The sequence below is a fragment of the Marinobacterium aestuariivivens genome (genome assembly GCF_042661465.1).
Lineage (GTDB): Bacteria > Pseudomonadota > Gammaproteobacteria > Pseudomonadales > Balneatricaceae > Marinobacterium_A > Marinobacterium_A aestuariivivens.
Window position 1 is genome coordinate 3,397,674 of record NZ_JBHSWE010000001.1, and the last position, 23,252, is coordinate 3,420,925.

The window sequence follows — 23,252 nt, forward strand, 5'->3', positions numbered from 1 at the left end:
GCGATTGCGGGTCGAAACGACTAGAATGTGCCGCTTGGTCGCCGGGCCTTTTGCCGGTCCCGCGAACGCAGAATAATAAGAGCGCAAGGTGAGTGGCAGCCGGACGTCATTGCCTGGGGCAATGGCCGTGCCAGCGGGAACGGAAGCAAAGGTTCCCAGAATACAGGAGTGGCTTGGTGCCATGGTAAAAGTGAGAGAAGACCATCCGGTTCGCGAGGATGGCACCGTGGATCTGGATCTGTGGCTCGAGATGCTGGGGCAGCAGGTCGAAATATCCGATATCGACGAAATACGCCGGGCCTGCGAACTGGCCAAGGCCGCCGAAGAGCAGGCGAGCGCAGACCGGGACGACGAAAGCGACTGGTCCAACCACACCATCGGCAGCTATCGCACCGGCCTCGACATGGCCAGCATCCTGGCCGAGCTGCAGCAGGACCAGGTCACACTGATTGCGGCGATTCTCTATCGCGCGGTGCGCGAGCGTAAACTGCCGATCGCGCGCGTTGCGGAACTGTTCGGATCGGAAGTGTCGCAGCTCATCGACGGTGTGCTGCAGATGGCCGCCATCGGTACCCGCAAGAATCCGCGTTTCGAGGAAACGGTGCTCGGCACCGGGGTCAACCAGGTCGACAATGTCCGCAAGATGCTGGTGGCCATGATCGACGACGTCCGGGTGGCGTTGATCAAGATCGCCGAGCGTACCTGCGCCATCCGCGGCGTGAAAAAAGGTTCCCGTCGCAAGCGTTATCTGGTGGCGCGTGAGGTTTTCGATATCTACGCCCCGCTGGCCCACCGTCTCGGAATCGGCCATATCAAATGGGAGCTCGAGGACCTCTCCTTCCGTTACCTCAAGCCCAACGATTACAAGGAGATCGCCAAGCTGCTGGACGAAAAGCGGCTCGACCGGCAGCAGTACATCAACAGCGTCGTCGAGCTTCTGAAGGGCGAGCTGCAGGCGGTCCACATCGACGGCGAGGTGATGGGGCGCGCCAAGCATATCTACAGCATCTGGCGAAAGATGCAGCGCAAGAATATCGAGTTCAGCCAGGTCTACGACGTGCGCGCCGTGCGCATCCTGGTGCCTGAAACCCGCGACTGCTATACCGCCCTGGGAATCGTGCACGGGCTCTGGCGCAATGTCCCCCACGAGTTCGACGACTACATCGCCTCGCCGAAGCCCAACGGCTACCGGTCCCTGCATACCGCCGTGATCGGGCCCGAGGGCAAGGTGCTGGAAATTCAGATCCGCACCCACAACATGCATGAAGAAGCGGAGCTCGGCGTCTGTGCCCATCACCTCTACAAGGGCACCGATACCAACAGCCGCAGCAGTTCCTACGAGGACAAGATCGCCTGGCTGCGCCAGGTCCTCGAGTGGCATGACGACCTCGGGCAGAGCGAGGCCTTCGGTGACATGCTGCGCGGCGACGTCGCTCAGGACCGGGTCTATGTCTTCACCCCGGACGGCCATGTGCTGGATCTTCCCCATGGCGCCACGGCCCTCGATTTCGCCTACCGCGTACATACCGAAATCGGCCATCGCTGCCGGGGAGCCAAGGTCAACGGCCGCATCATTCCGCTGACGCGGCCGCTGCAGACCGGCGACCAGGTCGAGATCATGACCTCCAACGAGGAGCGGCCGCGACGCGACTGGCTCAACACCAATCTCGGCTATATCACCACCTCGCGGGCGCGGGCCAAGATCTCCCACTGGTTCAAGACCCAGGCGCGGGAGCAGAACGCCGAGGCCGGTCGTCATATTGTCGAGCGCGAGTTCAAGCGCCTGGCGCTCGATATCCGTGAAATCGACCTCGGGCAGGTTGCCCGGGAGCTGCATTACCGCAGTGTCGATGACATGTTTGCCGGGCTCGGAGCGGGCGACCTGCGGCAGTCTCAGATCATCAATGCCGCGCAGCGGCAGGTGGAGGTCGATCAGCACGACGAACAGCTGGATCTGGCACTGCCGACGACGGCGCCCCGGGACAAGGGGAGCAAGGACGAGGGTATCCGCATTCGCGGTGTTGGCAATCTGCTCACCAAGATGGCCAGTTGCTGCAAGCCGGTACCGGGAGACCCCATCGTCGGCTATATCACCCAGGGGCGGGGTGTGTCGATTCATCGCGAGGACTGCATCAATGCCCTGGCGCTGCGCGAGCAGGAGCCGGAGCGCATGATCGAGGTGGACTGGGGCGAGAAGACCGAAGCCACCTACCCGGTGGATATCATGATCGAAGCCTACGATCGCTCCGGCCTGCTGCGCGATATCATGATGGAACTGGCCAACAGCAATCTGAATGTGCTGGCGGCCAATACCCTGACCGACCGCAAGAGCAATGTCGCCCGTCTCTCGATCACGGTCGAGATCGCGCGACTCGAGCTGCTGGGGCGGATCATGGACAAGATCAACCAGGTACCCAATGTCATCGACGTGCACCGCCAGCGCAGTGGCTTTAGCGCCTGAGTCGTAGGGTGTCTATAAGCGTAGGGTGGTAATGAGCGGAGCGAATTCCACCATTGAGGCGTTAGGCGTTAGGCGTTAGGCGTTAGGCGTAAGGCGTAAGGCGTTAGGCGTAAGGCGCGACTATCAATTGACGAATGAAGCGGCTAATAGGGAAACCATGACGCAGTACAGTATCGACGACCTCATCACCCTGATGGCCCGGCTGAGGGACCCCCGGGACGGTTGTCCCTGGGACCTGAAGCAGAGCTTCGCCAGCATCGTGCCCCATACGCTGGAGGAGGCCTACGAGGTGGCCGATGCCATCGAGCGGGAGGACTGGTCACATCTCAAGGACGAGCTCGGCGATCTGCTGTTCCAGGTGATTTTCTATGCCCGTCTCGGCGAGGAGACGCGTCATTTCGACTTCGCGGCCATCGTCGACAACCTTGTCGAGAAGCTGCTGCGTCGCCATCCCCATGTCTTCCCGGCCGGCACCCTGGATTCCCGTGCCGGCGACCAGGTACGCAGCGAAGCGCAGATCAGGGAGGCCTGGGAGGCGATCAAGCAGCAGGAGCGGGATGACAAGGCCAGGGGCGGCGTGCTCGACGATGTGCCGGTTTCGCTGCCGGCACTGAGCCGGGCCGCCAAGCTGCAAAAACGTGCGTCCCGGGTCGGCTTCGACTGGAACGACCCGCTGCTGGTGCTCGACAAGATCGAAGAGGAGATCGCCGAACTGCGCGAGGCGATCGGCCGTGGCGCCGAAGCGGAGATTGTCGACGAACTGGGGGACCTGATCTTTGCCCAGGTCAACCTGGCGCGTCATCTGGGCGCCGACCCCGAAGTGGCCCTGCGCGGCACCAACGCCAAGTTCGTGCGCCGCTTCGCCCATATCGAACAGGCGGTTGTAGCCTCCGACCGGGACTGGGACGACTTCACCCTGGCCGAGCTCGATGCCCTCTGGAACGAAGCCAAGGCCAAAGGCCTCTGACGCCCCGGTCAACTGTTTACTGTCCTTCTGTCCACTTCCTTTAACGACATCAAATCTATTATGGTCGATGTATGGGAAGGGCCGGCATCTCCGGTCCGTGAAGGGGGAGACGGAATGACCGATTTGCACGAAGCATTGCGTGACGATGTACGAATGCTGGGCGACTGCCTGGGACGGACCATCGAAAACCAGTTGGGGGAAGACTTCCTCAACAACAAGGTGGAGCATATCCGCAAGCTCGCGAAGGCCGGGCGCCTGGCTGAAGACAGCGACCAGGACGAACTGATCGATGCGCTCGAGACGCTGAGCGAGGACGAGGTACTGCCGGTGGCGCGTGCCTTCACCCAGTTTCTCAATCTTGCCAATATTGCCGAGGAGCACCACCGGGTCCGCCGGCACATCGAGGCTTCGGGGCAGGGAACGCCCGAGTCGATCGGCCAGCTGTTCCGGCGTCTGGCCGACAGGGGCTGCAGTGTGCAGCAGATCGTCGACGGGCTCCATGGCATGTCGGTGGACCTGGTGCTGACGGCACACCCGACCGAAGTCAACCGTCGCACCCTGATCCAGAAATTCGATGGCATTGCCGACTGCCTCAAGCGTCTCGACCGCGGCGAAAAGGTACAGCACCGGCTGCGCGAACTGGTCAGCCAGATCTGGCATACCGACGAGATCCGCCAGCAGCGCCCGACCCCGGTCGAGGAGGCCAAGTGGGGCTTTGCGGTAATCGAAAACTCCCTCTGGCAGGCGGTGCCGAAGTTCCTGCGCGAGCTCGACGAGCAGCTGCAGGAGGTGCTGGGGGTCTGTCTGCCCCTGGACTGCTGCCCCGTGCGCTTTGCCTCTTGGATGGGGGCGACCGCGATGGCAACCCCAATGTCACCGCGACGGTGACAGAGGAGGTGCTGCTGCTGTCGCGCTGGATGGCCGCCGATCTTTACTACCGCGATATCGATCAGCTGCGCGCGGAGCTCTCGATGGACCGCTGCAACAGCGAGCTGCGGGCCCGCGTCGGCGACGCGGCCGAACCCTACCGCGAGCTTCTGGCCGGGGTCAGGGAGTCTCTGGGCCGCACCAAGGCATGGATCAAGGCGCGACTCGATGGCCAGGCGCAGGTGCCACAGCAGGTGCTGCTGCAGGAGGACGAGCTGCTCGAGCCGTTGCTGCTCTGCTACCGCTCGCTGAGCGACTGCGGCATGCAGATCATCGCGGAGGGGATGTTGCAGGATATGATCCGGCGTGTTGCCTGTTTCGGCATGACCCTGGTGCGGCTCGATATCCGCCAGAACGCCGACCGTCATCAGGAAGTATTCGACGAACTCACGGACTTCTATGGCCTGGGCCGTTACAGCGACTGGGACGAGAACCGGCGCTGCGAATACCTGCTCGGCGAGCTGCGCAGCCGGCGGCCACTGCTGCCGCGCCACTGGCAGCCCGGTGCTGCTGTTCAGGAGGTGCTCGATACCTGCCGGGTGGTGGCCGCGGCCGAACCCAACTCGCTCGGCAGCTACGTCATATCGATGGCGAGTCGTCCGTCGGATGTGCTGTCCGTCCTGCTCTTGCTGCAGGAGATGGGCATTGGCCACAATATGCGCGTGGTGCCGCTGTTCGAAACCCTGGACGATCTCGACGGTGCCAGCGACTGTATCGATGCGTTGCTGTCACTGGACTGGTACAAGGCGTATATCCAGGGTCACCAGGAGGTGATGATCGGCTACTCGGACTCGGCCAAGGATGCCGGGCAGCTGGCGGCCGCCTGGGGGCAGTTCAAGGCCCAGGAGGCGCTGACGGCGCTGTGTCGGCGACATGAGGTGCGCCTGACGCTGTTCCACGGTCGCGGCGGTACGGTGGCCCGGGGTGGTGGTCCGAGCCACACCGCCATTCTGGCTCAGCCGCCGGGATCGGTCGACCACAGCCTGCGCGTGACCGAGCAGGGCGAGATGATCCGTTTCAAGTTCGGTATTCCCGAGATCGCCACCCGCAACCTGGAGCTTTATGCCGGCGCGGTGCTGCAGGCGACGCTGGATCCGGCACCGGGACCCGAGCCGCAGTGGCGCGAGCAGATGGAAAGCATGGCGCAGCTGGGCATGCGCGAATACCGCGCGGTGGTGCGCGAGGACGAACACTTCGTACCCTATTTTCGTGCCGCCACGCCGGAGCTCGAGCTGGCGAAGCTGCCGCTGGGGTCGAGGCCGGCGAAACGTCGCGCCGAAGGCGGTATCGAAAGCCTGAGGGCCATTCCCTGGATCTTTGCCTGGACCCAGATCCGGCTGATGCTGCCGGCCTGGCTCGGTTCCGACAGCGCACTGGAGGCGGCGATCGCTGAGGACCAGTTGCCGCTCCTGCATCGGATGTACCGCGACTGGCCGTTCTTTCACGCCAACATCGATATGCTTGAGATGGTGCTGGCCAAGAGCGACCCCGAGATTGCCGCCTACTACGACGCCCGCCTGGTCTCGGAGGAGCTGCGGGTGCTGGGCTCAAGCCTGCGGAGCCGGCTGCGCAACACCATCGAACTGGTCAACCGCATCAAGCAGCAGTCGCAGCTGCTGACGGACAATCCGGTGATCCGGCAGTCGATCGATGTGCGCAACCCCTATATCGATCCGCTGCATTTCCTTCAGGCGGAGCTGCTGTTGCGTGACCGGACTCAGCCGGACAGCCGTCTCGAAAGAGCCCTGATGGTGACGATGTCGGGCATTTCCGCCGGAATGCGCAACACCGGGTAGGAGCCCGGCCCTCCGGGCGAATGGCCTGTTCGGCGTAAGGCGTAAGGCGTAAGGCGTAAGGCGTAAGGCGGGGGAGGCGGCTCCCTTGCCGGACGCTGTTCGTGGGTCTTTGCTATTGGCCGCTAACCACGCGCAGCCTTTCCCCTTGATGCCAGCCCCGCTTTTGGCGTACTCTCAGTACCCTTTTGGCTCTCCTGTATGGGGGCTGAAAACAGCGTGCTGACGAAAAATCGCGTGACCGATTCACCGGCGTCATCCGGTATTAAGCGGCCTTTTTCCTCAGCGCGTTAGTGCTAATGTCGAATTGTGACCCCGTCTGCAGCTGGTTAAGTTGCGGAATGATCATGTCGCTGCCGGCAGCGCCACGCGAACAGTTTCCGATTGTAAATTTAAGAGTAGGAGTTCATCTGCATGCGTATTATCCTTCTGGGCGCACCCGGCGCCGGCAAAGGCACCCAGGCGCAGTATATTACCGAGAAGTTCAACATCCCCCAGATTTCCACCGGCGACATGCTGCGTGCGGCCGTCAAGGCCGGTACCCCGCTGGGGATCAAGGCCAAGGAAGTGATGGACGCCGGTCAGCTGGTGTCCGACGATATCATCATCGGCCTGGTCAAGGAGCGTATCGCCCAGGATGACTGTGCCAATGGCTTCCTGTTCGACGGCTTCCCGCGCACCATTCCCCAGGCCGACGCCCTCAAGGACGCTGGCGTCAGGATCGATGCCGTGGTCGAGATCGATGTTGCCGACGAAGAGATCATCAAGCGCATGAGTGGCCGGCGCGTGCACCCGGGCTCCGGACGCACCTATCATGTGGTGTTCAATCCGCCGAAAGTGGAAGGCAAGGACGACGTCACCGGCGAGGATCTGATCCAGCGCGACGACGACCAGGAAGATACCGTGCGCGAGCGCCTCAAGGTCTACCATGACCAGACCGCACCGCTGGTCAGCTACTACAAGGGTTGGGCCGAGGCGGATGCCGAAGCCGCGCCGCGTTATGTCTATATCCCGGGCGTGGGCTCGGTCGAGCAGATCCGCGACAGCATTTTCGCGGCGCTCTGATCGGATCCCGCCGAACCCGGAAGGCCGCTCATCGCAGCGGCCTTCTTGCATACTGGGTGAGGCGTTACGCCTGACAGCGAACGGAGTAAAGACCGCATGCAGCGCCGAGAGCTGATCAGACGGCTGGCGATGGCAGTAACGGCGCTGGCGCTGATGCCGCTGCGCAGTCTGGCCAACTGGAACAGCGGGGCCTTTGCCAGCCAGCTGCCCGAGGAGGCGCTGAAGGCGGCCTTCGGGCGCAGTGACACCCTGCCTGCCGTCGAAATCGAGCTGAAAGTGCCGACCACGGCCTATCGGGGCGCCCTGGTTCCGGTGATGGTATCGGCCCGGCTGCCCCGGGTGACGCGGATGGCGCTGCTGGTGCATGGCAATCCGCAGCCACTGGCGGCGCTGTACGAATTCGGTCCCCGGGCCCTGCCCGACATGGCGACGCGGATAAGGTTGCTCGGTTCCAGCGAGGTGTCGGTGGTGGTTGAGTCCAATGGTACGCTGTTTCGCAACAGCCAGCCGGTACGGGTTCTGCTGGAGGGTTGTTCGGGCGAGCCCGCGCAGGAGATGCCGTCATGAAAGTCGACACCCGCGTGCTCGGCGATATCGTCACGGTGCAGCTGTTTCTGGAGCATCCGATGGTTCCCGGGACGCTGTGTAACCGGGACGCCGCGCAGGCTCACTTTATTCGGCAGCTCGAGGTGCGTTATGACGGCGAGCGCATATTCAGTGCCGACCTCTCGGAGGCGGTGTCGGAAGATCCCTTTCTGCGTTTTCGCTTCCAGGGCCGTCGCGGTGGGCGTCTCGACATCCGCTGGCGTGACAACCGCGGGCAGGCGCAACGCAAAGGCGTCGATATCTGAACGCCAGATCGGCGTTTTGCGGCATAATAGGCGCCCTGTCCGGGCTTGACAGCGTCCGCGGCGGGCCGTTAACCGCTCGACTCCCCGGCTCTGAAAACAGTAATTGGAGAATGGCTCAATGCAGGATGAAATCCTTTTCGGCCAGCACGCGGTACGCACGGCGCTGAAAAAGGACGCCAAGCGGATCAAGCGTCTGCTGGTGCAGCAGGGGCGCAATGACGAGCGCATGCAACAGGTGCTGGAGCTGGCGGCCGGCGCCCGCATCAGGGTGGAGCGGGTCAGCCGCCAGGACCTGGAACGCCTCGCCGAAGGCGGCGTGCATCAGGGCGTGCTGGTGGTGTGTGAACCGATAAGATCCCACGACGAAGCCTATCTCGAACGACTGCTCGAGGGCCTCGATTCGGAGCCCTTTCTGCTGGTGCTCGATGGCGTCACCGATCCGCACAACCTCGGGGCCTGTCTGCGCACGGCCGACGCCGCGGGCGTGCAGGCCGTGATCGCGCCCAAGGACAAGTCGGCACCGCTGAATGCAACCGTCTCGAAGGTTGCCTGTGGCGCCGCCGAAGCGGTGCCCTATGTTCAGGTCACCAACCTGGCGCGCACGCTGCAGTCGTTGCAGCAGCGCGGCATCTGGATTACCGGCACCGCCGGCGAAACGGAACAGCTGGTCTACCAGGCCAACCTGAAAGGCCCGATGGCGCTGGTGATGGGCGCCGAAGGCAAGGGCATGCGCCGCCTGACCCGGGAGCACTGCGACCAGCTGGTGAAAATTCCGATGGCCGGGGAGGTCAGCAGTCTCAACGTCTCGGTCGCCGCCGGTATCTGTCTGTTTGAAGCCGTGCGCCAGAGACGTTTGTAGGAGCGGCGCCCCGCCGCGAACCTATCCGGCACCGAGCTCATCTGTTTACTGTCTACTCTCCTCTAGCTTCTCCAAAACATGCTGCGCGATCATGGCGCCTTCGTGGGTCGGGATGACCCAGACCTGGACGCGACTGCCCGCAGTGCTGATGCGCTCGTCACCGCGCGCATTGGCCGCTTCGTCGAATTCGACGCCGAGCCACTGCAGTCGTGTCAGCATGCGGGCGCGAACATCGGCGTCGTTTTCCCCGACGCCGCCGGTGAATACCAGCCGGTCGCAGCCTTCGATCGCCGCGCTGAGGCGGCCCGCCTCGAGTGCCGCCCGGTAACAGAACATTTCGATGGCTTCATCCGCCAGCGGATCCGCGCTTTTATGCAGCTCCAGCATCTGCGAACTGATGCCGGAGACGCCGAGCCAGCCGCTCTGCTTGTACAGCAGATGCTCCAGCCCATCGACGTCGAGTGCATAATGGCGCATCAGGTAAATCAGCACGCCTGGATCGATGCTGCCACAGCGGCTGCCCATCGGCAGGCCCTCGACCGCCGTGAAGCCCATGCTGGAAGCGATCGAGCGGCCGTCGCGGACACCGCACATGCTCGCGCCGGCGCCGAAATGACAGAGCAGGGAGCGGCCAAGGCCTTCGCCCCGGGCCTCGAGCTGGCGCTGAATGAACTCGTAGGACAGACCGTGGAAGCCGTAGCGCTGGATACCGTCCTCGGTGTAGCGATGCGGTAACGCATAGTGGCGCTCGATCCGGGACTGGCCGACATGGAACATGGTGTCGAAGCAGGCGACCTGCAACAGCCCCGGGAGACGCCTGCGGCAGCCCTCGATCAGTTCGATGTTGAAGGGCTGGTGCAGCGGCGCCAGAGGGCTGAAGCGCTGCAGCGTCGCGATCAGTTCGTCGTCGACCCGGGTTGGCGCGGCCAGCAGCTCGCCGCCATGGACGACCCGGTGACCGGCGGCCATCAGCCGGCAGTCCGGCAGGTTGGCCTGGATCCAGTCCAGCACCAGGTCCAGGGCGGCCAGGTGCCGCTGACTGCTCGCGATGCGGCTGAAATCGGGGGACAGCTGCTCGAGCGAGCGGCCAGTGCCATCGCGGATATCGAGGCGGGGTGTTCCCATCGCATCGCCCAGCTGAAAGCGGTAGCGCAGCAGGGGTACGCCGTCTGCCGGTTCGTAGAGACCGCACTTGAGGCTGGAGGAGCCGCCGTTGACGGCCAGAATACAGTTCATCGTCTATTTCATCCTGATCTGTTCGACCTGGTGAACAATATGGGACGCCAGGGCGCAGGAAGCCAGGCGGGCGAGGGGCTTGTCGGAGCGGCTGGTCAGGATGATCGGTACCCGGGCGCCGAGCGCCAGACCGGCCGATTTGGCGTTGGCCAGGTAGACCAGTTGCTTGGCGATCATGTTGGCGGCCTCGAGATCCGGCGCCAGCAGAATATCGGCCTCGCCCGAGACCGGTGATTCGATATGCTTGTCGAGCGCCGCTTCGCGGGAAATCGCGTTGTCGAACGCCAGCGGACCGTCCAGTATGCCACCGGTGATCTGGCCCCGGTCCGCCATCTTGCACAGCGCCGCGGCATCGAGGGTGCTCTGCATGCCTGGCTTGACCTTCTCCACCGCCGCCAGAATCGCGACCCGGGGCACCTTGATCCCCAGCACCTGGCAGAACTCGATCGCGTTCTGCACGATATGCCGTTTCACGGTCAGGTCCGGCGCGATGTTGATCGCGGCATCGGTGATCACCAGGGTTTATGGTAGTTGGGGATATCGAACACGAAGACATGGCTGAGCCGGCGTTCGGTGCGAATGCCGTGGGTCTTGTGCACGACCGCGCCGAGCAGTTCCGACGTACCCAGATCGCCCTTCATCAGCGCTTCGGCCCTGGCCTCGCGAATCAGTTGGCACGCGGTTTCGGCGGCGGCATGGCTGTGGGGGCAGTCGACGATCTCGATGCCCTCGAGCCCGAGCTGCTCATGGTCTGCCGCCGCCCGGATGCGAGCCTCGGGACCGACCAGCACCGGCTCGATCAGTCCCTGCTGGGCCGCTTCCAGGGCTCCGACCAGGCTGTTGTGGTCCACCGGATGGACCACCAGGGTGCGAATCGGTCGGACCTTCTGCGCCTGGCGGATGAAAAACTCCAGCTGATTGTGAACGGGGGTTGTTCGGTCACGAGCATGTCGTCCTTCCTGTATCGGGGTAGGCTGTTGATAGCAGCATTATGTTGCAGAGCAATAAAATGACCGTCTGATCTGGATCATGCAAGCCTCGATCAGGGGTGAGTCAGTACCGGATGAGCCGAGAACGGCTCGAGGAACTGTTCGGCGCCACGCAGCAGGGTGTCGGTCAGGCGCCGCGCCAGCGGTGTTTTCAGGTTCCAGACATGCCAGTAGAGCGGCACCGCCAGGTAGTTTCCGGGGCCATGTCGACGACCTGGCCTCTTTTGAGGAAGGCCCGGCTCTGCTGATCCGGCACCATGCCGGCTCCGAATCCGCGTACGATCAGGTCGAGGAAGGCCTCGGGCGAGGGGACGCGATGGCGGGGAAGTCGCCGGGCGCCAGACCATAGAAGCGTTCCAGGTAGCGATAGTGCAGGGCGTCCTTGTGGTTGTACTCGATCGCCGGTGCCAGACGAAGGTTGTCCGCGTCGGGGCCTCCGGGCAGGTAGCGTTTGACGTAGCCAGGTGATACCAGGCAGCGATAGGGCATCACGCCCAGCGGGATGCAGTTGCAGCCCTGCATCGCTTCGGGACTGGCGGTGATGCAGCCGATCACCTCGCCGGTGCGCAGCAGATGGTGGGTCTGGTCCTGGTCGTCTACCTTCAGCTCCAGCAGCAGGTTTTCGCGCTCGAGCAGCGGCTGCAGCGCAGGCAGAAACCAGGTGCTGAGGCTGTCGGCATTGAGGCCGATCGACAGCCGGGTGAAGCTGCTGTCCTCGGCATCGTAGATCTCCTGCAGCAGTTCCTTCTGCAGCAGACTGACCTGGCGATAGTGTTTCAGAACCTGTTGTCCGGCCGGTGTGGCCCGGACCGGGCTGGTGCGGATCACCAGGGCCTGGCCAAGCCGCTCTTCCAGCTGCTTGAGGCGCTGGGAGACCGCGGACTGGGTGATGTGGAGCTTGGCGGCGGCACGATCGAAGCTCTGCTCTTCGATCACGGCAGCCAGGGCCTGTATTTGACGGTAATCGAGCATTATCAGTTTTGCTAATCGTTTATAGATATCATTAGTTTTACTTGCCTGATCCGGCGGGTCAAGATGGCGCCATCCAAACGAGAACTGGTATCTGGGAGATTCCCGAATGATCACTGCACTTCAGTCGACCATCTTGCTGCAGGGGTTCCTGACCGGGGGCGGCCTGATCGTGGCGATCGGGGCCCAGAATGCCTTTGTGCTGTCCCAGGGCGTGCGACGCCAGTATCACTGGCCGGTGGCACTGCTCTGCGTTCTCAACGATACGCTGCTGATCAGCCTCGGTGTGCTCGGCATGGGGGCATTGATCAGCGATTCGCCGGTCCTGCTGCAGGTGGCCCGTATCGGCGGCGCGCTCTTTCTCGGCTATTACGGCTTCAGGGCCCTGCGCTCGGCGCTGAGGCCGGTCGGGCTCTCGGCCGGGCAAAGCGGCGCCCGCACGCTCCGTTCGGCGCTGCTGACCGCTCTGGCTGTCAGCCTGCTCAATCCGCACGTCTATCTCGATACGGTGGTGCTGCTGGGCAGTATCGCCACTCAGCATGGCGCGCAGCTGCGTTTCTGGTTCGGTGCCGGCGCCGTGCTGGCCTCCTTCTGCTGGTTTCTGCTGCTGGGGCTCGGCGCGCCGCGTCTGGCGCCGCTGTTCGCCAGCCCCCGTGCCTGGCGTGTGCTCGATGGCATCATCTGCCTGGTAATGTGGAGTATCGCCGTCCGTCTGGTCGTCTGAGGCTGTGCAGTCTCTCCCGGCTGCTATTCTGTAGTGGCTGGACGACGGGAGGGACGATGATCCAGATACGTGAAATAGATCACCTGGTTTTGCGGGTCCGGAAGCTGGAGCCGATGCTCCGCTTTTATCGCGATATTCTGGGCTGCGCGCTCGAGCGGGTGCTCGAGGACCAGGGGCTTTATCAACTGCGTGCCGGCCGCGGACTGATCGACCTGGTGACCGTAGCGGGGCCGCTCGGGCGGGCCGGCGGCGCTCCGCCAGGCGCCGACGGGCACAATCTCGACCATCTCTGCCTGCGTCTCGAGCCGTTTGATGCCGAGGCCATCCGGGAATACCTCGAGGGGCTGGGCGTCGAGGTCGGACCGGTGGAGCGCCGCTACGGCGCCGAAGGAGCGGGCCCCTCGATCTATATTCAGGACCCCGAAGGCAATACCGTCGAGCTCAAGGGACCGCCCGACTAGCTCCATACCGTACCCGGATGAGCCGCTCCCGGCTTTCGTATCCAGCCCCTGAAACAGCTTTAACCGACCGGGGGACCCCTCGGACAGGAGAGACCTGATGACGCATGACAGCTTCGATGCCCTTGGCACCCTGGACGTCGGTGAGCGGACTTATCGCATCTACCGCCTCGATGCGCTGGAGCACCTGTACGATATCGGCAGGCTCCCCTATGCGCTGAAAATACTGCTGGAGAACCTGCTGCGTCGCGAAGACGGCCGCACGGTGCGGGCCGAGGATATCGAGGCGCTCTGCCGGTGGGATCCCCGGGCCGAGGCCTCGCAGCAGATCGCCTTCACGCCGTCGCGGGTGATACTGCAGGATTTCACCGGGGTGCCGGCGGTGGTGGATCTGGCGGCGATGCGCGATGCGATGCGCGAGCTCGGCGGCGACCCCGAGCTGATCAATCCCCAGGAGCCGGTGGATCTGGTGATCGACCATTCGGTGATGGTCGACCATTACGGCAGCCCTGAGGCGCTGGATCTCAATACCCGGATCGAATTCGAACGCAACGCCGAACGCTACCAGTTTCTGCGCTGGGGGCAGACGGCCTTCGCCAACTTCCGGGTGGTGCCGCCGGGTACCGGCATCGTACATCAGGTCAATCTCGAATATCTGGCCTCGGTGGTGATGACCCGTCAGCAGCCGGATGGCACCAGGGAGGCCTATCCGGACACCCTGGTGGGGACCGATTCCCATACCACCATGATCAACGGCCTCGGCGTCCTGGGCTGGGGCGTCGGTGGGATCGAGGCGGAAGCCGCAATGCTGGGGCAGCCGGTGACGATGCTGCTGCCCCAGGTCGTGGGGTTCCGGCTCAGTGGGCGCCTCAGCGAGGGGGCGACCGCTACCGACCTGGTGCTGACCGTCACCGAAATGCTGCGTCGGCACGGCGTGGTCGGCAAGTTTGTCGAGTTTTTCGGCGAGGGACTCGACGAATTGCCGCTGGCCGATCGGGCGACCATCGCCAATATGGCGCCGGAGTACGGGGCCACCTGCGGCATTTTCCCGGTCGATGTCGAAACCCTGCGCTACCTGGAGCAGACCGGGCGCAGCGAGGAGCAGCGCGCCCTGGTGGAGGCCTATGCCAGAACGCAGGGGCTCTGGCGTGACAGCGACAGTGCCGTTGCCGAATACAGCGATATCGTCGAGCTGGATCTCGGCGCAGTGGTACCCAGCCTTGCCGGACCGAAGCGGCCCCAGGACCGGGTTCCGCTGAGCGAGGCCAAGCGCAGTTTCCTCAGTGCCCTGCGCAGCGAGCGCGGTAGCGTCGACCCCGGCGTGCCGCTGCAGGATGGCGGCGTATCGTTCGAACTCGACGCAGAGCAGCACCTGCTGCGTCACGGTGATGTGGTGATCGCCGCCATCACGTCCTGCACCAATACCTCGAACCCGGCGGTGATGCTGGCGGCGGGGCTGGTGGCACAGAAGGCGCACGCCCGGGGGCTGAAGACCAGACCCTGGGTGAAAACCTCCCTGGCGCCGGGCTCCCAGGTCGTGACGGACTACCTGCGGCAGGCGAACCTGCTCAAGCCGCTCGAGGCGCTGGGCTTCAACCTGGTCGGGTACGGCTGCACCACCTGCATCGGCAATTCCGGGCCGCTGAAGCCGGAAATCAGTCAGGCGATCCGGGAGGGCGACCTGGTGGTGGCGTCGGTACTGTCCGGCAACCGCAACTTCGAGGGACGCATTCATCCGGAGGTGCGGGTCAACTACCTGGCCTCGCCGCCGCTGGTGGTGGCTTACGCCCTGGCCGGCACCATGGCGCTGGATCCCTACCAGGAGCCGCTGGGACGGGATAGCAAGGGGCAGGATGTCTATCTCAAGGATCTCTGGCCCACTCAGCGGGAAGTGCAGTCGCTGATGGGTCGGTGCATCAGCTCGCAGATGTACAGCCGCCGCTATGAGCGGGTATTCGAGGGGCCGGAGTTCTGGCGGCGTCTGCCGCTGCCCGAGGGCAAGACGTACGACTGGCCCGACTCCTCCTACATCAAGCATCCACCCTATTTCGAGGGTATGAGGCTCGAGCCCGAGCCGCTGCAGCCACTCGGGGTGCCCGCTGCCTGGTCCGGGTCGGTGACTCGATCACGACCGACCACATCTCGCCGGCCGGCTCGATCAAGCCCGACAGCCCGGCCGGTCTTTATCTGCAGCAGCAGGGCATCGTACCAGCGGACTTCAACAGCTATGGTTCCCGTCGCGGCAATCACGAAGTCATGGTACGCGGCACCTTCGCCAACGTGCGCTTGCGCAACCGGCTGGCGCCGGGAACAGAGGGCAGCTGGACCACCCATTTCCCGTCGGGGGAGCGCCTCAGCATCTTCGATGCGGCCATGCGTTACCGGAAGGAGAAGGTGCCGTTGCTGGTGCTGGCCGGCGAGGAGTACGGTACCGGTTCGAGCCGGGACTGGGCCGCGAAAGGCACCCGTCTGCTGGGCGTGGGGGCGGTTATCGCCCGCAGTTTCGAACGTATTCACCGCTCGAACCTGGTCGGGTTCGGGGTGCTGCCGCTGCAGTTTGTCGATGGCGAGTCGGCCGAGTCGCTGGAGCTCAAGGGAGACGAGCAGTTCGATCTTCAGGCCCTCGACGGGGAGCCGGAAGAGATCGAGGTCCGTGCCACCGCGCCGGACGGCCAGAGCAGGCGCTTTCGGGTACGGGTGCGTATCGATACGCCGGTCGAGTGGGACTATTACCGCCATGGCGGCATACTGCATTTCGTGTTGCGCCACCTGGCGGGCGAGGCATAGTCCTCAAACAACCGTTTCGGGCTGGTCTACACTTAGACTCATCGTCGACCACCCGGGTCTTGCAGTCGTCATATTGATGAAGACCTCCAGCCGCAGGGAGGCTTGTCAATGGCTGAGAGGATCAGTGCACCCTTCTATCCGGTCATCTACGTGCGCGGCTATGCCGCGACCATGGAGGAGATCGAGAATACCACCGCCGATCCCTACATGGGGTTCAACCGCGGCTCCACCCTGCTACGCCAGGATCATGCCAAACGCCCGCTCAAGTTCATCTTCGAGTCGCCGCTGCTGCGCCTGCTCAAAGACCATCAGTATCGGGATGCCTACCGTCAGGGCAGTGACGACTACCGGCCCGGCGAAGCCGATGCGCGAACCGTATGGGTATTCCGCTATTACGAGCAGGTGTCGAAATCCCTCGGAAGTGGTGAGCGGCGCAGCATGGAACAGTTCGCGGCGGATCTGCGGGCCTTTGTTCTCAAGGTGCGCGAGTCGGTCTGCGCCACCGACGAGGCGAGGCAGCAGTTTCGCGTCATCCTGGTGGCCCACTCGATGGGTGGCCTGGTGTGCCGCTGCTACCTGCAGAACATATGTCGTTTCGGCGCGCCGGATCCGGCCGACAATCCAGGTCTGGAGCTGACGCCGGGGCAGGCCAACGACAGCCTGGTCGACAAGGTCTACACCTATGGTACGCCCCATAACGGCATCGACATCCTGGGCGTCAACGTGCCGGATCTTGGCGGGCTGGACCGGATTCAGCTGGGCAATTTCGATCGCGACCGGATGCGCCGCTATCTGCGCCTGCCCGAGGATCAGGAAGCCGTCAACGACCTTGGCGGCGCCTTTCCACCGGAGCGTTTTTTCTGCTTTATCGGCGCCAATTACCATGATTACCAGGCCTTTTTCGGCTTCGCGAAACGCACGACCGGTCCGCTGAGCGACGGCCTGGTACTGATGGAAAACGCCTGGGTGAAAGGCGCGCCGAGGGGTGTGGCCTACCGCAGTCATTCGGGCCCCTACGGCATCGTCAATTCCGAATCCGGCTACCAGAACCTGCAGCGCTTTCTGTTCGGCGACCTCAGGGTCAGGGTGACGCTGACGTTTGACGAGCTGCTGCTGCCGCGGTCGGTGCAGGAACAGAAGAACAGCGGGAAAAAGGTGCGTGGATCCTACTATATCGACGCGGTCACCCGGGTGCGCGGGGCGGCCACCTACGTCCTCAACGAGCGCCGGTTCGACCAGGAGTCGGCGATTCTCAAGTCCTACGACGAGCTGATAGGCGAGCACAAGTCTGTCTATCTGTTCACCGGCTACCTGTCGAAGGCGGCCATCACCCATGGCACCGGACTCACCTTCAGTCTTGAGCTGGCGGTCAGGGTACCCCAGTTCGAAATCGACAACCGGTTCTGGTTCGACGACCATATCGAGGGCTTTCTGTTCAGCGAAAGCTATACGTTTGCCGTGCGCGACAGCACGGTCCGGTACGGTACTGCGAGCGAACAGGGGCACGGTCTGGCGACCCGGGCGCTCAGGGTCGAGGATCTGGGCGGTGGCCGGCGTGAGGTCAGTGTTCCGGTCAGCACCCGGGCCGGCATCCGTCCCGGGCTCAAGGCGAAGCTGGTGCTGAGCGTCGATCCTCGACCTGACCGGCTCAGGCCGCTTCGGCCTCGCGCGGTTGCGTGCAGGTCGTTGTGGCGGGCGGCGGCTTTCCGGCCGCGGCATAGGTCAGCACGGCGAGAATGCCGCAGGCTGACATCACCAGGGTCATCGGCATGCCGCTGCCATCATGCAACAACCCCACGGCGGCGCCGCCGAGGGAGCCCGTGCCGAAGCGCAGGGTACCGCCGACAGCGGAGGCACTGCCGGAAATGCCGGCGAAGCGGTTCATCACCACCGACATCGTGTGGGCGCTGATGGCGCCGTAGCTGCCGATAAAGAACATGGCGCCCAGCACCACCAGTACCAGCGGAGGATCCGGTATCAGGCTCAGTGCGATCAGCAGCGAGCAGACCAGGGCGATGATGGCGAAGGCCGTTGTCAGGATGCGTTTCGATCCCTGATGAGTGAAGCGGTTGGCCAGCATTGTCAGGGTCATCAGCGTGATGATATTGAGGCCGAACAGAAATCCGTAATACTGCTCGGGTACCCCGTAAAGCTCGATGTAGACAAAGGGCGAGGCGGCGACGAAGGCCATCATGCCGGCGAACATGAAGCCGGCACTGAGCATGTGGCAGAGCGCATGACGGTCGCCGAGCAGCCGCCGGTAATTGTCCAGCTGTTTCCCGAGATGCAGGGGGCTGCGTTTTTCGATCGCCAGCGTCTCGTCGATATAACGATGGAACAGCAGCAGTCCCGCCAGTGCAATCAGGGCCAGCACCCAGAATATCAATCGCCAGCCGCCGACGGTCAGCACCAGTCCGCCCATCAGTGGCGCCAGCAGGGGGGCCACGGCCATTACCATCATGATGAAGCTCATGGTGCGGGCGAAGGACTCCTGACTGTAACGGTCCTTGACCAGGGCGGGCACCGTGACCGCCATCGCCGAAGCCCCGGCCGCCTGGAGTGCGCGGGCAACCAGCAGCCAGGTGATATCGCCGGCCAGGGCGCAGAGCAGGCTGCCGCCGATAAAGAGACCGAGCCCCGTGAGAATGACGAAGCGTCGGCCCAGGGCGTCGGACAACGGGCCGAAGATCAGCTGCGGCAGCGAGAAGGCGATCAGAAAGACCGTCAGGCTCTGTTGAACCGCCTCGGTGGATGCGCCGAGGCCGCTGGCGATGGCCGGCATGCTCGGCAGGTACATGTCGATGGCCAGCGGCGACAGACCGATCAGCAGGCCGAGCAGGGCTATAAAGGCTTTTTCAGTTCTCATCGATCGGGCAACTGTCATCTGAAAATGGGCCGCCGGCATGGCGGCTGACGGTAAAAACGAACAACGCTCGCGGCGGGCGGGAATAGCCCGGCTGGATCGGGGCAGGCGTCACTGCAGGAAAAAGCGCGCTATGCTGGAAATGCTGCCAGGCAAGCGTCGATCATGATAGCACCGAAACAGGGCACTGGATGCGGGCGTCCCGACAATTGACTGTTGCAATTTTTGATTTAAATGTCTTCCGATTTTTCCAGAATACGAATAGGTAGGCAGTCATGGCTACTTTTGCTGAGCGTCTGGTGGCGCATCGCGGCTATGCCGCCCGTTATCCCGAAAATACCCTGAAGGCCGTAAGAGAGGCACTGGAGGCCGGTGCGCGTTTCGTCGAAGTCGATATTCAGCTGACCGCCGACCGGGAGCCGGTGCTTTTTCATGACGGGACGCTGCAGCGCCTGTGCGGCGAGCCGGGTGCCATTCATTGTATGAAGGCGGAACGGCTGGCGGCACTGCGCAGCCATTACCCGGGCCGCTTCGGCCTGCGTTTTACCGATGAGCCGATTGCCCGTCTGGCACAACTGACAGAGCTTATTCTAGCCAACCCTGCGGCGGAGTTCTTTATCGAGCTCAAGCCCGAGGCGATCGGTCATTTCGGGCGCGACGAGGTGCTGCAGGCGGTGACGGCCGAGCTCGAGCCCTGCCGGAGGCAATGCATACTGATCAGCTATGACCGGGAGATATTGCGGCTCGCGGCGGCGGCCGGCTGGCGCATCGGTGCCGTCGAAAAGCGCTGGCCTTCGCCGGGCGACCGACAGTACCGGTCCCTGGCGCCGGAGTTTCTGTTCGTGGATTTTCGCGACCTGCCGAACGGCAGCCTGAAACTCGACGGCGTTCGCCTGGCGGTGTTCGAAGTCGCGGAACCGGGACTGGCCAGGGCACTGATGGCACGCGGCGTCGAACTGGTCGAGACCTTCGAGATCGGCGAGATGCGCAGGGCTTTGACGCGTAACGCGTCACCATGACTTCACACCGGCGTTTTCAGCGTCTCGGCATAGGGCGGCCAGCCCATCGGCTTGCCGCCGAGGACATGCAGGTGGATATGGAAGACGGTCTGGCCGCCATGGCTGTTGCAATTGAGAAGGGTGCGGTAGCCATCTGCGGCGAAGCCATGCTCTTCGGCCAGCTTGGCCGCCACCAGCACCAGGTGGCCGACGGTTTCGCGGTCCTCGGTTGTCAGCTCGTTGAGACTGTGGATATGGCGTCGGGGAATCACCAGCGCATGGAAGGGCGCCTGGGGATTGATATCGCGAAACGCGATGGCCCGGTCATCCTCGTAAATGACATCGGCCGGTATTTCCTTTTCCAGGATCTTGCAGAACAGACAATCCATACCATTCCTCTAGTGGTCGCTGTACGGTCGTGTGGCCGCGCTCAGAGCGTTTCGAGCACTTCGCGTGGCGGGCAGTGGTGTTGGGCACAGACGGTGCCGTCGGGTTTCACCGACTCCAGGCGGACGTCGAAGCCCCAGAGCCGGTGCAGGTGCTTGAGCACCTCGTCCGCACTGTCCCCAAGCGGCTGATTATTATACATATAGTGGCGCAGTGTCAGCGACCGGTCGCCGCGGACGTTGACGTTGTAGACCTGAATGTTGGGCTCGCGGTTACCCAGGTTATACTGCGCCGAGAGGTCCTCGCGGATGCGCTGATAACCCGACTCGTTGTGTATCGCCGAGACCTTGAGGGTCGGGCTCTCGGAGTCGTCCATGATGGTGAACAGCTTGAGCTCGCGTATCAGTGTCGGCGACAGATATTGCTGGATGAAGCTTTCATCCTTGAAGTTCCGCATGGCGTAATGCATCGCATCGAGCCAGGGGTGCCGGCCAGTTCCGGAAACCACTCGCGATCCTCGTCCGTCGGGCGTTCGCAGATGCGGCGTATGTCCTGCATCATGTTGTAGCCGATGGTATAGGGGTTGATACCGTTGAAGTAGGGCGAGTCGAACGGCGGCTGGTAGACGACGCTGGAGTGGCTGTGCAGGAACTCCATCATGAAACCGTCGGTCACGAGCCCTTCGTCGTAAAGGCCGTGCAACAGGTTGTAGTGCCAGAAGCAGGCCCAGCCCTCGTTCATGACCTGGGTCTGCTTCTGCGGATAGAAGTACTGCGAGACCTTGCGCACGATACGCACGATCTCGCGCTGCCAGGGCTCCAGCAGCGGGGCGTTTTTCTCGATGAAGTAGAGAATGTTTTCTTCCGGCTCCTTCGGGAAGTGGATCTCCCGGGCCGTTTCCGGGACATCTTTCTGCGGAATGGTGTTCCAGAGCTCGTTCAGGTGCCGCTGGATATACTCTTCCCGGTCCTGCTGGCGCTTGCGCTCCTCGTCCGCGGTGATGGGTTTCGGGCGCTTGTAGCGGTTGACGCCGTAGTTCATCAGCGCGTGACAGGAATCGAGCAGCTCCTCGACGGACTCGGCGCCGTAGCGTTCCTCGCAGTCGGTGATATATTTTTTCGCGAACAGCAGATAATCGATGATCGCCGTGGCGTCGGTCCAGGTCCGGAACAGGTAATTGCCCTTGAAAAAGGAGTTGTGGCCGTAACAGGCATGGGCAATCACCAGCGCCTGCATCGTCATGGTATTCTCTTCCATCAGGTAGGCGATGCAGGGGTCGGAGTTGATGACGATCTCGTAGGCCAGTCCCATCTGGCCTCGTTTGTAGCGTTGCTCGGTTTCGACGAACTGCTTGCCGAAAGACCAGTGGTTGTAGTTCAGTGGCATGCCGATCGAGGCATAGGCATCCATCATCTGTTCCGAGGTGATGACCTCTATCTGGTTGGGGTAGGTGTCGAGCCCGAACCCCTCGGCCAGCCGGCCGATTTCACGGTCGTAGGCCTCGATCAGTTCGAAGGTCCACTCGGAGCCGGTGGACAGCGGCTGCTTCTTCCTGGTGCGTGTGGCTGTCATGCAGCACCCTCCATCTTGCGGGCGAAGAGCTTGCGGAACACCGGATAAATGTCGGAAGCCTCTTCGATCTGGTGCATGGCAAAGGTCTCGGGGAAGGCTTCGCGAACCCGCTCATATTCCAGCCACAGGTTCTGGTGGGGGCCTGTGGTGATCTCGACATAGGCGTAATACTGCACGTGGGGCAGCACGCGGTTGACCAGGATCTGGCGGCAGGCGTCGGAGTCGCCGTCCCAGTTGTCGCCATCGGAGGCCTGGGCGACATAGATGTTCCAGTCGCCAGCCGGATAGCGGTCGCGGATCACGTCGGCTGTCAGCGTCAGGGCGCTGGAGACGATGGTGCCGCCGGTTTCGCGGGAATAGAAAAACTCCTCCTCGTCCACTTCCTTGGCATGGGTGTGGTGGCGGATGAAGACCACTTCGATCTGCTTGTAGTTGCGGGTCAGGAACAGGTAAAGCAGGATGAAGAAGCGCTTTGCCATATCCTTGATAGCCTGGGTCATAGAGCCCGAGACGTCCATCACGCAAAACATCACGGCCTTGCTCGAGGGCACAGGGATGCGCACCAGGTTGTTGAACTTGAGGTCGAAATCATCGATGAAGGGCATCTTGCGCACCTTCTTCTCGAGCGCCTCGATCTCGGCCCGCAGGGCATCGATCTGCTCCTTGGTATCGGGACCTGACTCGCTTTCCTCCAGCGCCCAGAGCTCCTTTTTCAGCTCGCGGATACGACGCCGTTCGCTGCCCGACAGGGCGATGCGACGGGCATGGGCGGCCCTGAGCGAACGCACGATATGCAGTTTCTCCGGAGAGCCTGAATTGGTGAAGCCGGCGCGCCGGGTTTCGAACTGGGTGGCATCACGCAGCTTCTTCTTCACCATGTAGGGCAGTTCGAGCCCCTCGAACAGGAAGTCGAGAAACTCGTCCTGATTGATATTGAAGGTGAAGTCGTCCATGCCTTCGCCCTGGTTGCTGGCCTTGCCCTTACCGGCGCCGCCACCACCGCCGCCCTGGGGGCGACGGAACTCGTCGCCTTCGACAAACTCCTTGTTGCCGGGGTAGACGCGCTTGCGCTGGCCGCCGTCACCGTGGTGAAACACCGGCTCGGAAATATCCCGGCTCGGGATCGTGACCTGTCCGCCCTGATCGATATCCCGGATCGAACGCTGATTGACCGCCTCTTCGACTGCCCGCTTGATATGCTTGCGGTACCGCCGAAGGAAGCGCTGCCGGTTGACGGTGCTCTTCTTCTTGGCGTTCAGGCGACGATCAATGATGTAACTCATACCCTACTCCTTAACCGGTTGCGCTCCGGCGCCGGCGGATCCGGCGCCTGTGAAACGGAGCGA

The 23,252-nt window shown here is 63.1% G+C and carries 17 protein-coding genes and 3 pseudogenes; 11 read left to right on the top strand and 9 right to left on the bottom strand.

Features of this window, described 5'->3' with window-relative positions; translation table 11 throughout:
* Positions 1-181: 181 nt before the first annotated feature.
* The 7 genes and pseudogenes from relA to rlmB all read left to right on the top strand — a co-directional run bounded on the left by relA (position 182) and on the right by rlmB (position 8,923).
* Positions 182-2,461: a GTP diphosphokinase gene (relA, locus tag ACFQDL_RS17705; protein WP_379910189.1), complete on the top strand. Its 2,280-nt coding sequence runs from the start codon at positions 182-184 to the stop codon at positions 2,459-2,461.
* Between the two features lie 157 nt (positions 2,462-2,618).
* On the top strand, positions 2,619-3,428 hold the full coding sequence (mazG, locus tag ACFQDL_RS17710; protein WP_379910190.1) for a nucleoside triphosphate pyrophosphohydrolase: 810 nt from the start codon (positions 2,619-2,621) through the stop codon (positions 3,426-3,428).
* A gap of 114 nt (positions 3,429-3,542) precedes the next feature.
* Positions 3,543-6,151 (top strand): annotated as a pseudogene (gene ppc, locus ACFQDL_RS17715) (phosphoenolpyruvate carboxylase).
* 411 nt (positions 6,152-6,562) lie between these two features.
* Positions 6,563-7,213 carry an adenylate kinase gene (gene adk, locus ACFQDL_RS17720; protein WP_379910191.1) on the top strand — a complete coding sequence of 217 codons (651 nt, stop codon included), beginning with the start codon at positions 6,563-6,565 and terminating at the stop codon, positions 7,211-7,213.
* A 96-nt stretch (positions 7,214-7,309) separates the two neighbouring features.
* On the top strand, positions 7,310-7,780 hold the full coding sequence (locus ACFQDL_RS17725) for a thiosulfate oxidation carrier protein SoxY (RefSeq protein ID WP_379910192.1): 471 nt from the start codon (positions 7,310-7,312) through the stop codon (positions 7,778-7,780).
* Positions 7,777-8,064 carry a thiosulfate oxidation carrier complex protein SoxZ gene (locus ACFQDL_RS17730; RefSeq protein WP_379910193.1) on the top strand — a complete coding sequence of 96 codons (288 nt, stop codon included), beginning with the start codon at positions 7,777-7,779 and terminating at the stop codon, positions 8,062-8,064. The genes ACFQDL_RS17725 and ACFQDL_RS17730 overlap by 4 nt, the downstream gene beginning before the upstream one ends.
* A 118-nt stretch (positions 8,065-8,182) precedes the next feature.
* Positions 8,183-8,923: a 23S rRNA (guanosine(2251)-2'-O)-methyltransferase RlmB gene (rlmB, locus tag ACFQDL_RS17735; RefSeq protein WP_379910194.1), complete on the top strand. Its 741-nt coding sequence runs from the start codon at positions 8,183-8,185 to the stop codon at positions 8,921-8,923.
* Between the two features lie 45 nt (positions 8,924-8,968).
* On the opposite strand, the gene ACFQDL_RS17740 is transcribed toward rlmB, so the two are convergent.
* The 5 genes from ACFQDL_RS17740 to ACFQDL_RS17760 form a co-directional block, all read right to left on the bottom strand.
* Entirely contained in the window at positions 8,969-10,159 is a 1,191-nt protein-coding gene (locus tag ACFQDL_RS17740) for an acetate/propionate family kinase (protein WP_379910195.1), read from the bottom strand.
* 3 nt (positions 10,160-10,162) lie between these two features.
* Positions 10,163-10,675 carry a bifunctional enoyl-CoA hydratase/phosphate acetyltransferase gene (locus ACFQDL_RS17745; RefSeq protein ID WP_379910196.1) on the bottom strand — a complete coding sequence of 171 codons (513 nt, stop codon included), beginning with the start codon at positions 10,673-10,675 and terminating at the stop codon, positions 10,163-10,165.
* Positions 10,672-11,010, bottom strand: a complete 339-nt coding sequence (locus ACFQDL_RS17750) for a phosphate acetyl/acyltransferase (protein ID WP_379910197.1) — start codon at positions 11,008-11,010, stop codon at positions 10,672-10,674. The genes ACFQDL_RS17745 and ACFQDL_RS17750 overlap by 4 nt, the downstream gene beginning before the upstream one ends.
* Before the next feature lie 191 nt (positions 11,011-11,201).
* Complete coding sequence (locus tag ACFQDL_RS17755) at positions 11,202-11,330, bottom strand: hypothetical protein (protein WP_379910198.1); 129 nt, start codon at positions 11,328-11,330, stop codon at positions 11,202-11,204.
* 100 nt (positions 11,331-11,430) lie between these two features.
* Positions 11,431-12,120 carry a LysR family transcriptional regulator ArgP gene (locus tag ACFQDL_RS17760; protein ID WP_379910199.1) on the bottom strand — a complete coding sequence of 230 codons (690 nt, stop codon included), beginning with the start codon at positions 12,118-12,120 and terminating at the stop codon, positions 11,431-11,433.
* A 106-nt stretch (positions 12,121-12,226) separates the two neighbouring features.
* Between ACFQDL_RS17760 and ACFQDL_RS17765 the strand changes: the two genes are divergently transcribed.
* From ACFQDL_RS17765 to acnA, 3 genes and pseudogenes are all read left to right on the top strand, one after another.
* Entirely contained in the window at positions 12,227-12,841 is a 615-nt protein-coding gene (locus ACFQDL_RS17765) for a LysE/ArgO family amino acid transporter (RefSeq protein ID WP_379910200.1), read from the top strand.
* 56 nt (positions 12,842-12,897) lie between these two features.
* Positions 12,898-13,302: a VOC family protein gene (locus ACFQDL_RS17770; protein ID WP_379910201.1), complete on the top strand. Its 405-nt coding sequence runs from the start codon at positions 12,898-12,900 to the stop codon at positions 13,300-13,302.
* A 97-nt stretch (positions 13,303-13,399) separates the two neighbouring features.
* Positions 13,400-16,086 (top strand): annotated as a pseudogene (acnA, locus tag ACFQDL_RS17775) (aconitate hydratase AcnA).
* A 1,648-nt stretch (positions 16,087-17,734) separates the two neighbouring features.
* Here acnA and ACFQDL_RS17780 read toward each other — a convergent pair.
* Positions 17,735-18,952 (bottom strand): Bcr/CflA family multidrug efflux MFS transporter, encoded by a 1,218-nt coding sequence (locus tag ACFQDL_RS17780; protein WP_379910202.1) that lies wholly within the window; start codon positions 18,950-18,952, stop codon positions 17,735-17,737.
* Positions 18,953-19,224: 272 nt separating this feature from the next.
* Between ACFQDL_RS17780 and ACFQDL_RS17785 the strand changes: the two genes are divergently transcribed.
* Positions 19,225-19,968 (top strand): glycerophosphodiester phosphodiesterase family protein, encoded by a 744-nt coding sequence (locus ACFQDL_RS17785; RefSeq protein WP_379910203.1) that lies wholly within the window; start codon positions 19,225-19,227, stop codon positions 19,966-19,968.
* A 2-nt stretch (positions 19,969-19,970) separates the two neighbouring features.
* On the opposite strand, the gene ACFQDL_RS17790 is transcribed toward ACFQDL_RS17785, so the two are convergent.
* The 3 genes and pseudogenes from ACFQDL_RS17790 to ACFQDL_RS17800 form a co-directional block, all read right to left on the bottom strand.
* On the bottom strand, positions 19,971-20,336 hold the full coding sequence (locus ACFQDL_RS17790; protein ID WP_379910204.1) for a histidine triad nucleotide-binding protein: 366 nt from the start codon (positions 20,334-20,336) through the stop codon (positions 19,971-19,973).
* 41 nt (positions 20,337-20,377) lie between these two features.
* Positions 20,378-21,906: pseudogene (locus ACFQDL_RS17795) on the bottom strand (SpoVR family protein).
* Entirely contained in the window at positions 21,903-23,189 is a 1,287-nt protein-coding gene (locus ACFQDL_RS17800) for a YeaH/YhbH family protein (RefSeq protein ID WP_379910205.1), read from the bottom strand. Before ACFQDL_RS17800 ends, ACFQDL_RS17795 begins: the two are co-directional and overlap by 4 nt.
* Positions 23,190-23,252 lie beyond the last annotated feature (63 nt).

Bases quoted from the DNA above. Each gene is read 5' to 3' on its own strand.
- adk (WP_379910191.1), top strand. From the start codon at position 6,563: ATGCGTATTATCCTTCTGGGCGCACCCGGCGCCGGCAAAGGCACCCAG.
- ACFQDL_RS17730 (WP_379910193.1), top strand. From the start codon at position 7,777: ATGAAAGTCGACACCCGCGTGCTCGGCGATATCGTCACGGTGCAGCTG.
- ACFQDL_RS17760 (WP_379910199.1), bottom strand. From the start codon at position 12,120: ATGCTCGATTACCGTCAAATACAGGCCCTGGCTGCCGTGATCGAAGAG.
- ACFQDL_RS17785 (WP_379910203.1), top strand. From the start codon at position 19,225: ATGGCTACTTTTGCTGAGCGTCTGGTGGCGCATCGCGGCTATGCCGCC.
- ACFQDL_RS17770 (WP_379910201.1), top strand. From the start codon at position 12,898: ATGATCCAGATACGTGAAATAGATCACCTGGTTTTGCGGGTCCGGAAG.
- ACFQDL_RS17740 (WP_379910195.1), bottom strand. From the start codon at position 10,159: ATGAACTGTATTCTGGCCGTCAACGGCGGCTCCTCCAGCCTCAAGTGC.
- ACFQDL_RS17765 (WP_379910200.1), top strand. From the start codon at position 12,227: ATGATCACTGCACTTCAGTCGACCATCTTGCTGCAGGGGTTCCTGACC.
- ACFQDL_RS17725 (WP_379910192.1), top strand. From the start codon at position 7,310: ATGCAGCGCCGAGAGCTGATCAGACGGCTGGCGATGGCAGTAACGGCG.
- rlmB (WP_379910194.1), top strand. From the start codon at position 8,183: ATGCAGGATGAAATCCTTTTCGGCCAGCACGCGGTACGCACGGCGCTG.
- ACFQDL_RS17790 (WP_379910204.1), bottom strand. From the start codon at position 20,336: ATGGATTGTCTGTTCTGCAAGATCCTGGAAAAGGAAATACCGGCCGAT.
- ACFQDL_RS17800 (WP_379910205.1), bottom strand. From the start codon at position 23,189: ATGAGTTACATCATTGATCGTCGCCTGAACGCCAAGAAGAAGAGCACC.
- relA (WP_379910189.1), top strand. From the start codon at position 182: ATGGTAAAAGTGAGAGAAGACCATCCGGTTCGCGAGGATGGCACCGTG.
- ACFQDL_RS17780 (WP_379910202.1), bottom strand. From the start codon at position 18,952: ATGAGAACTGAAAAAGCCTTTATAGCCCTGCTCGGCCTGCTGATCGGT.
- mazG (WP_379910190.1), top strand. From the start codon at position 2,619: ATGACGCAGTACAGTATCGACGACCTCATCACCCTGATGGCCCGGCTG.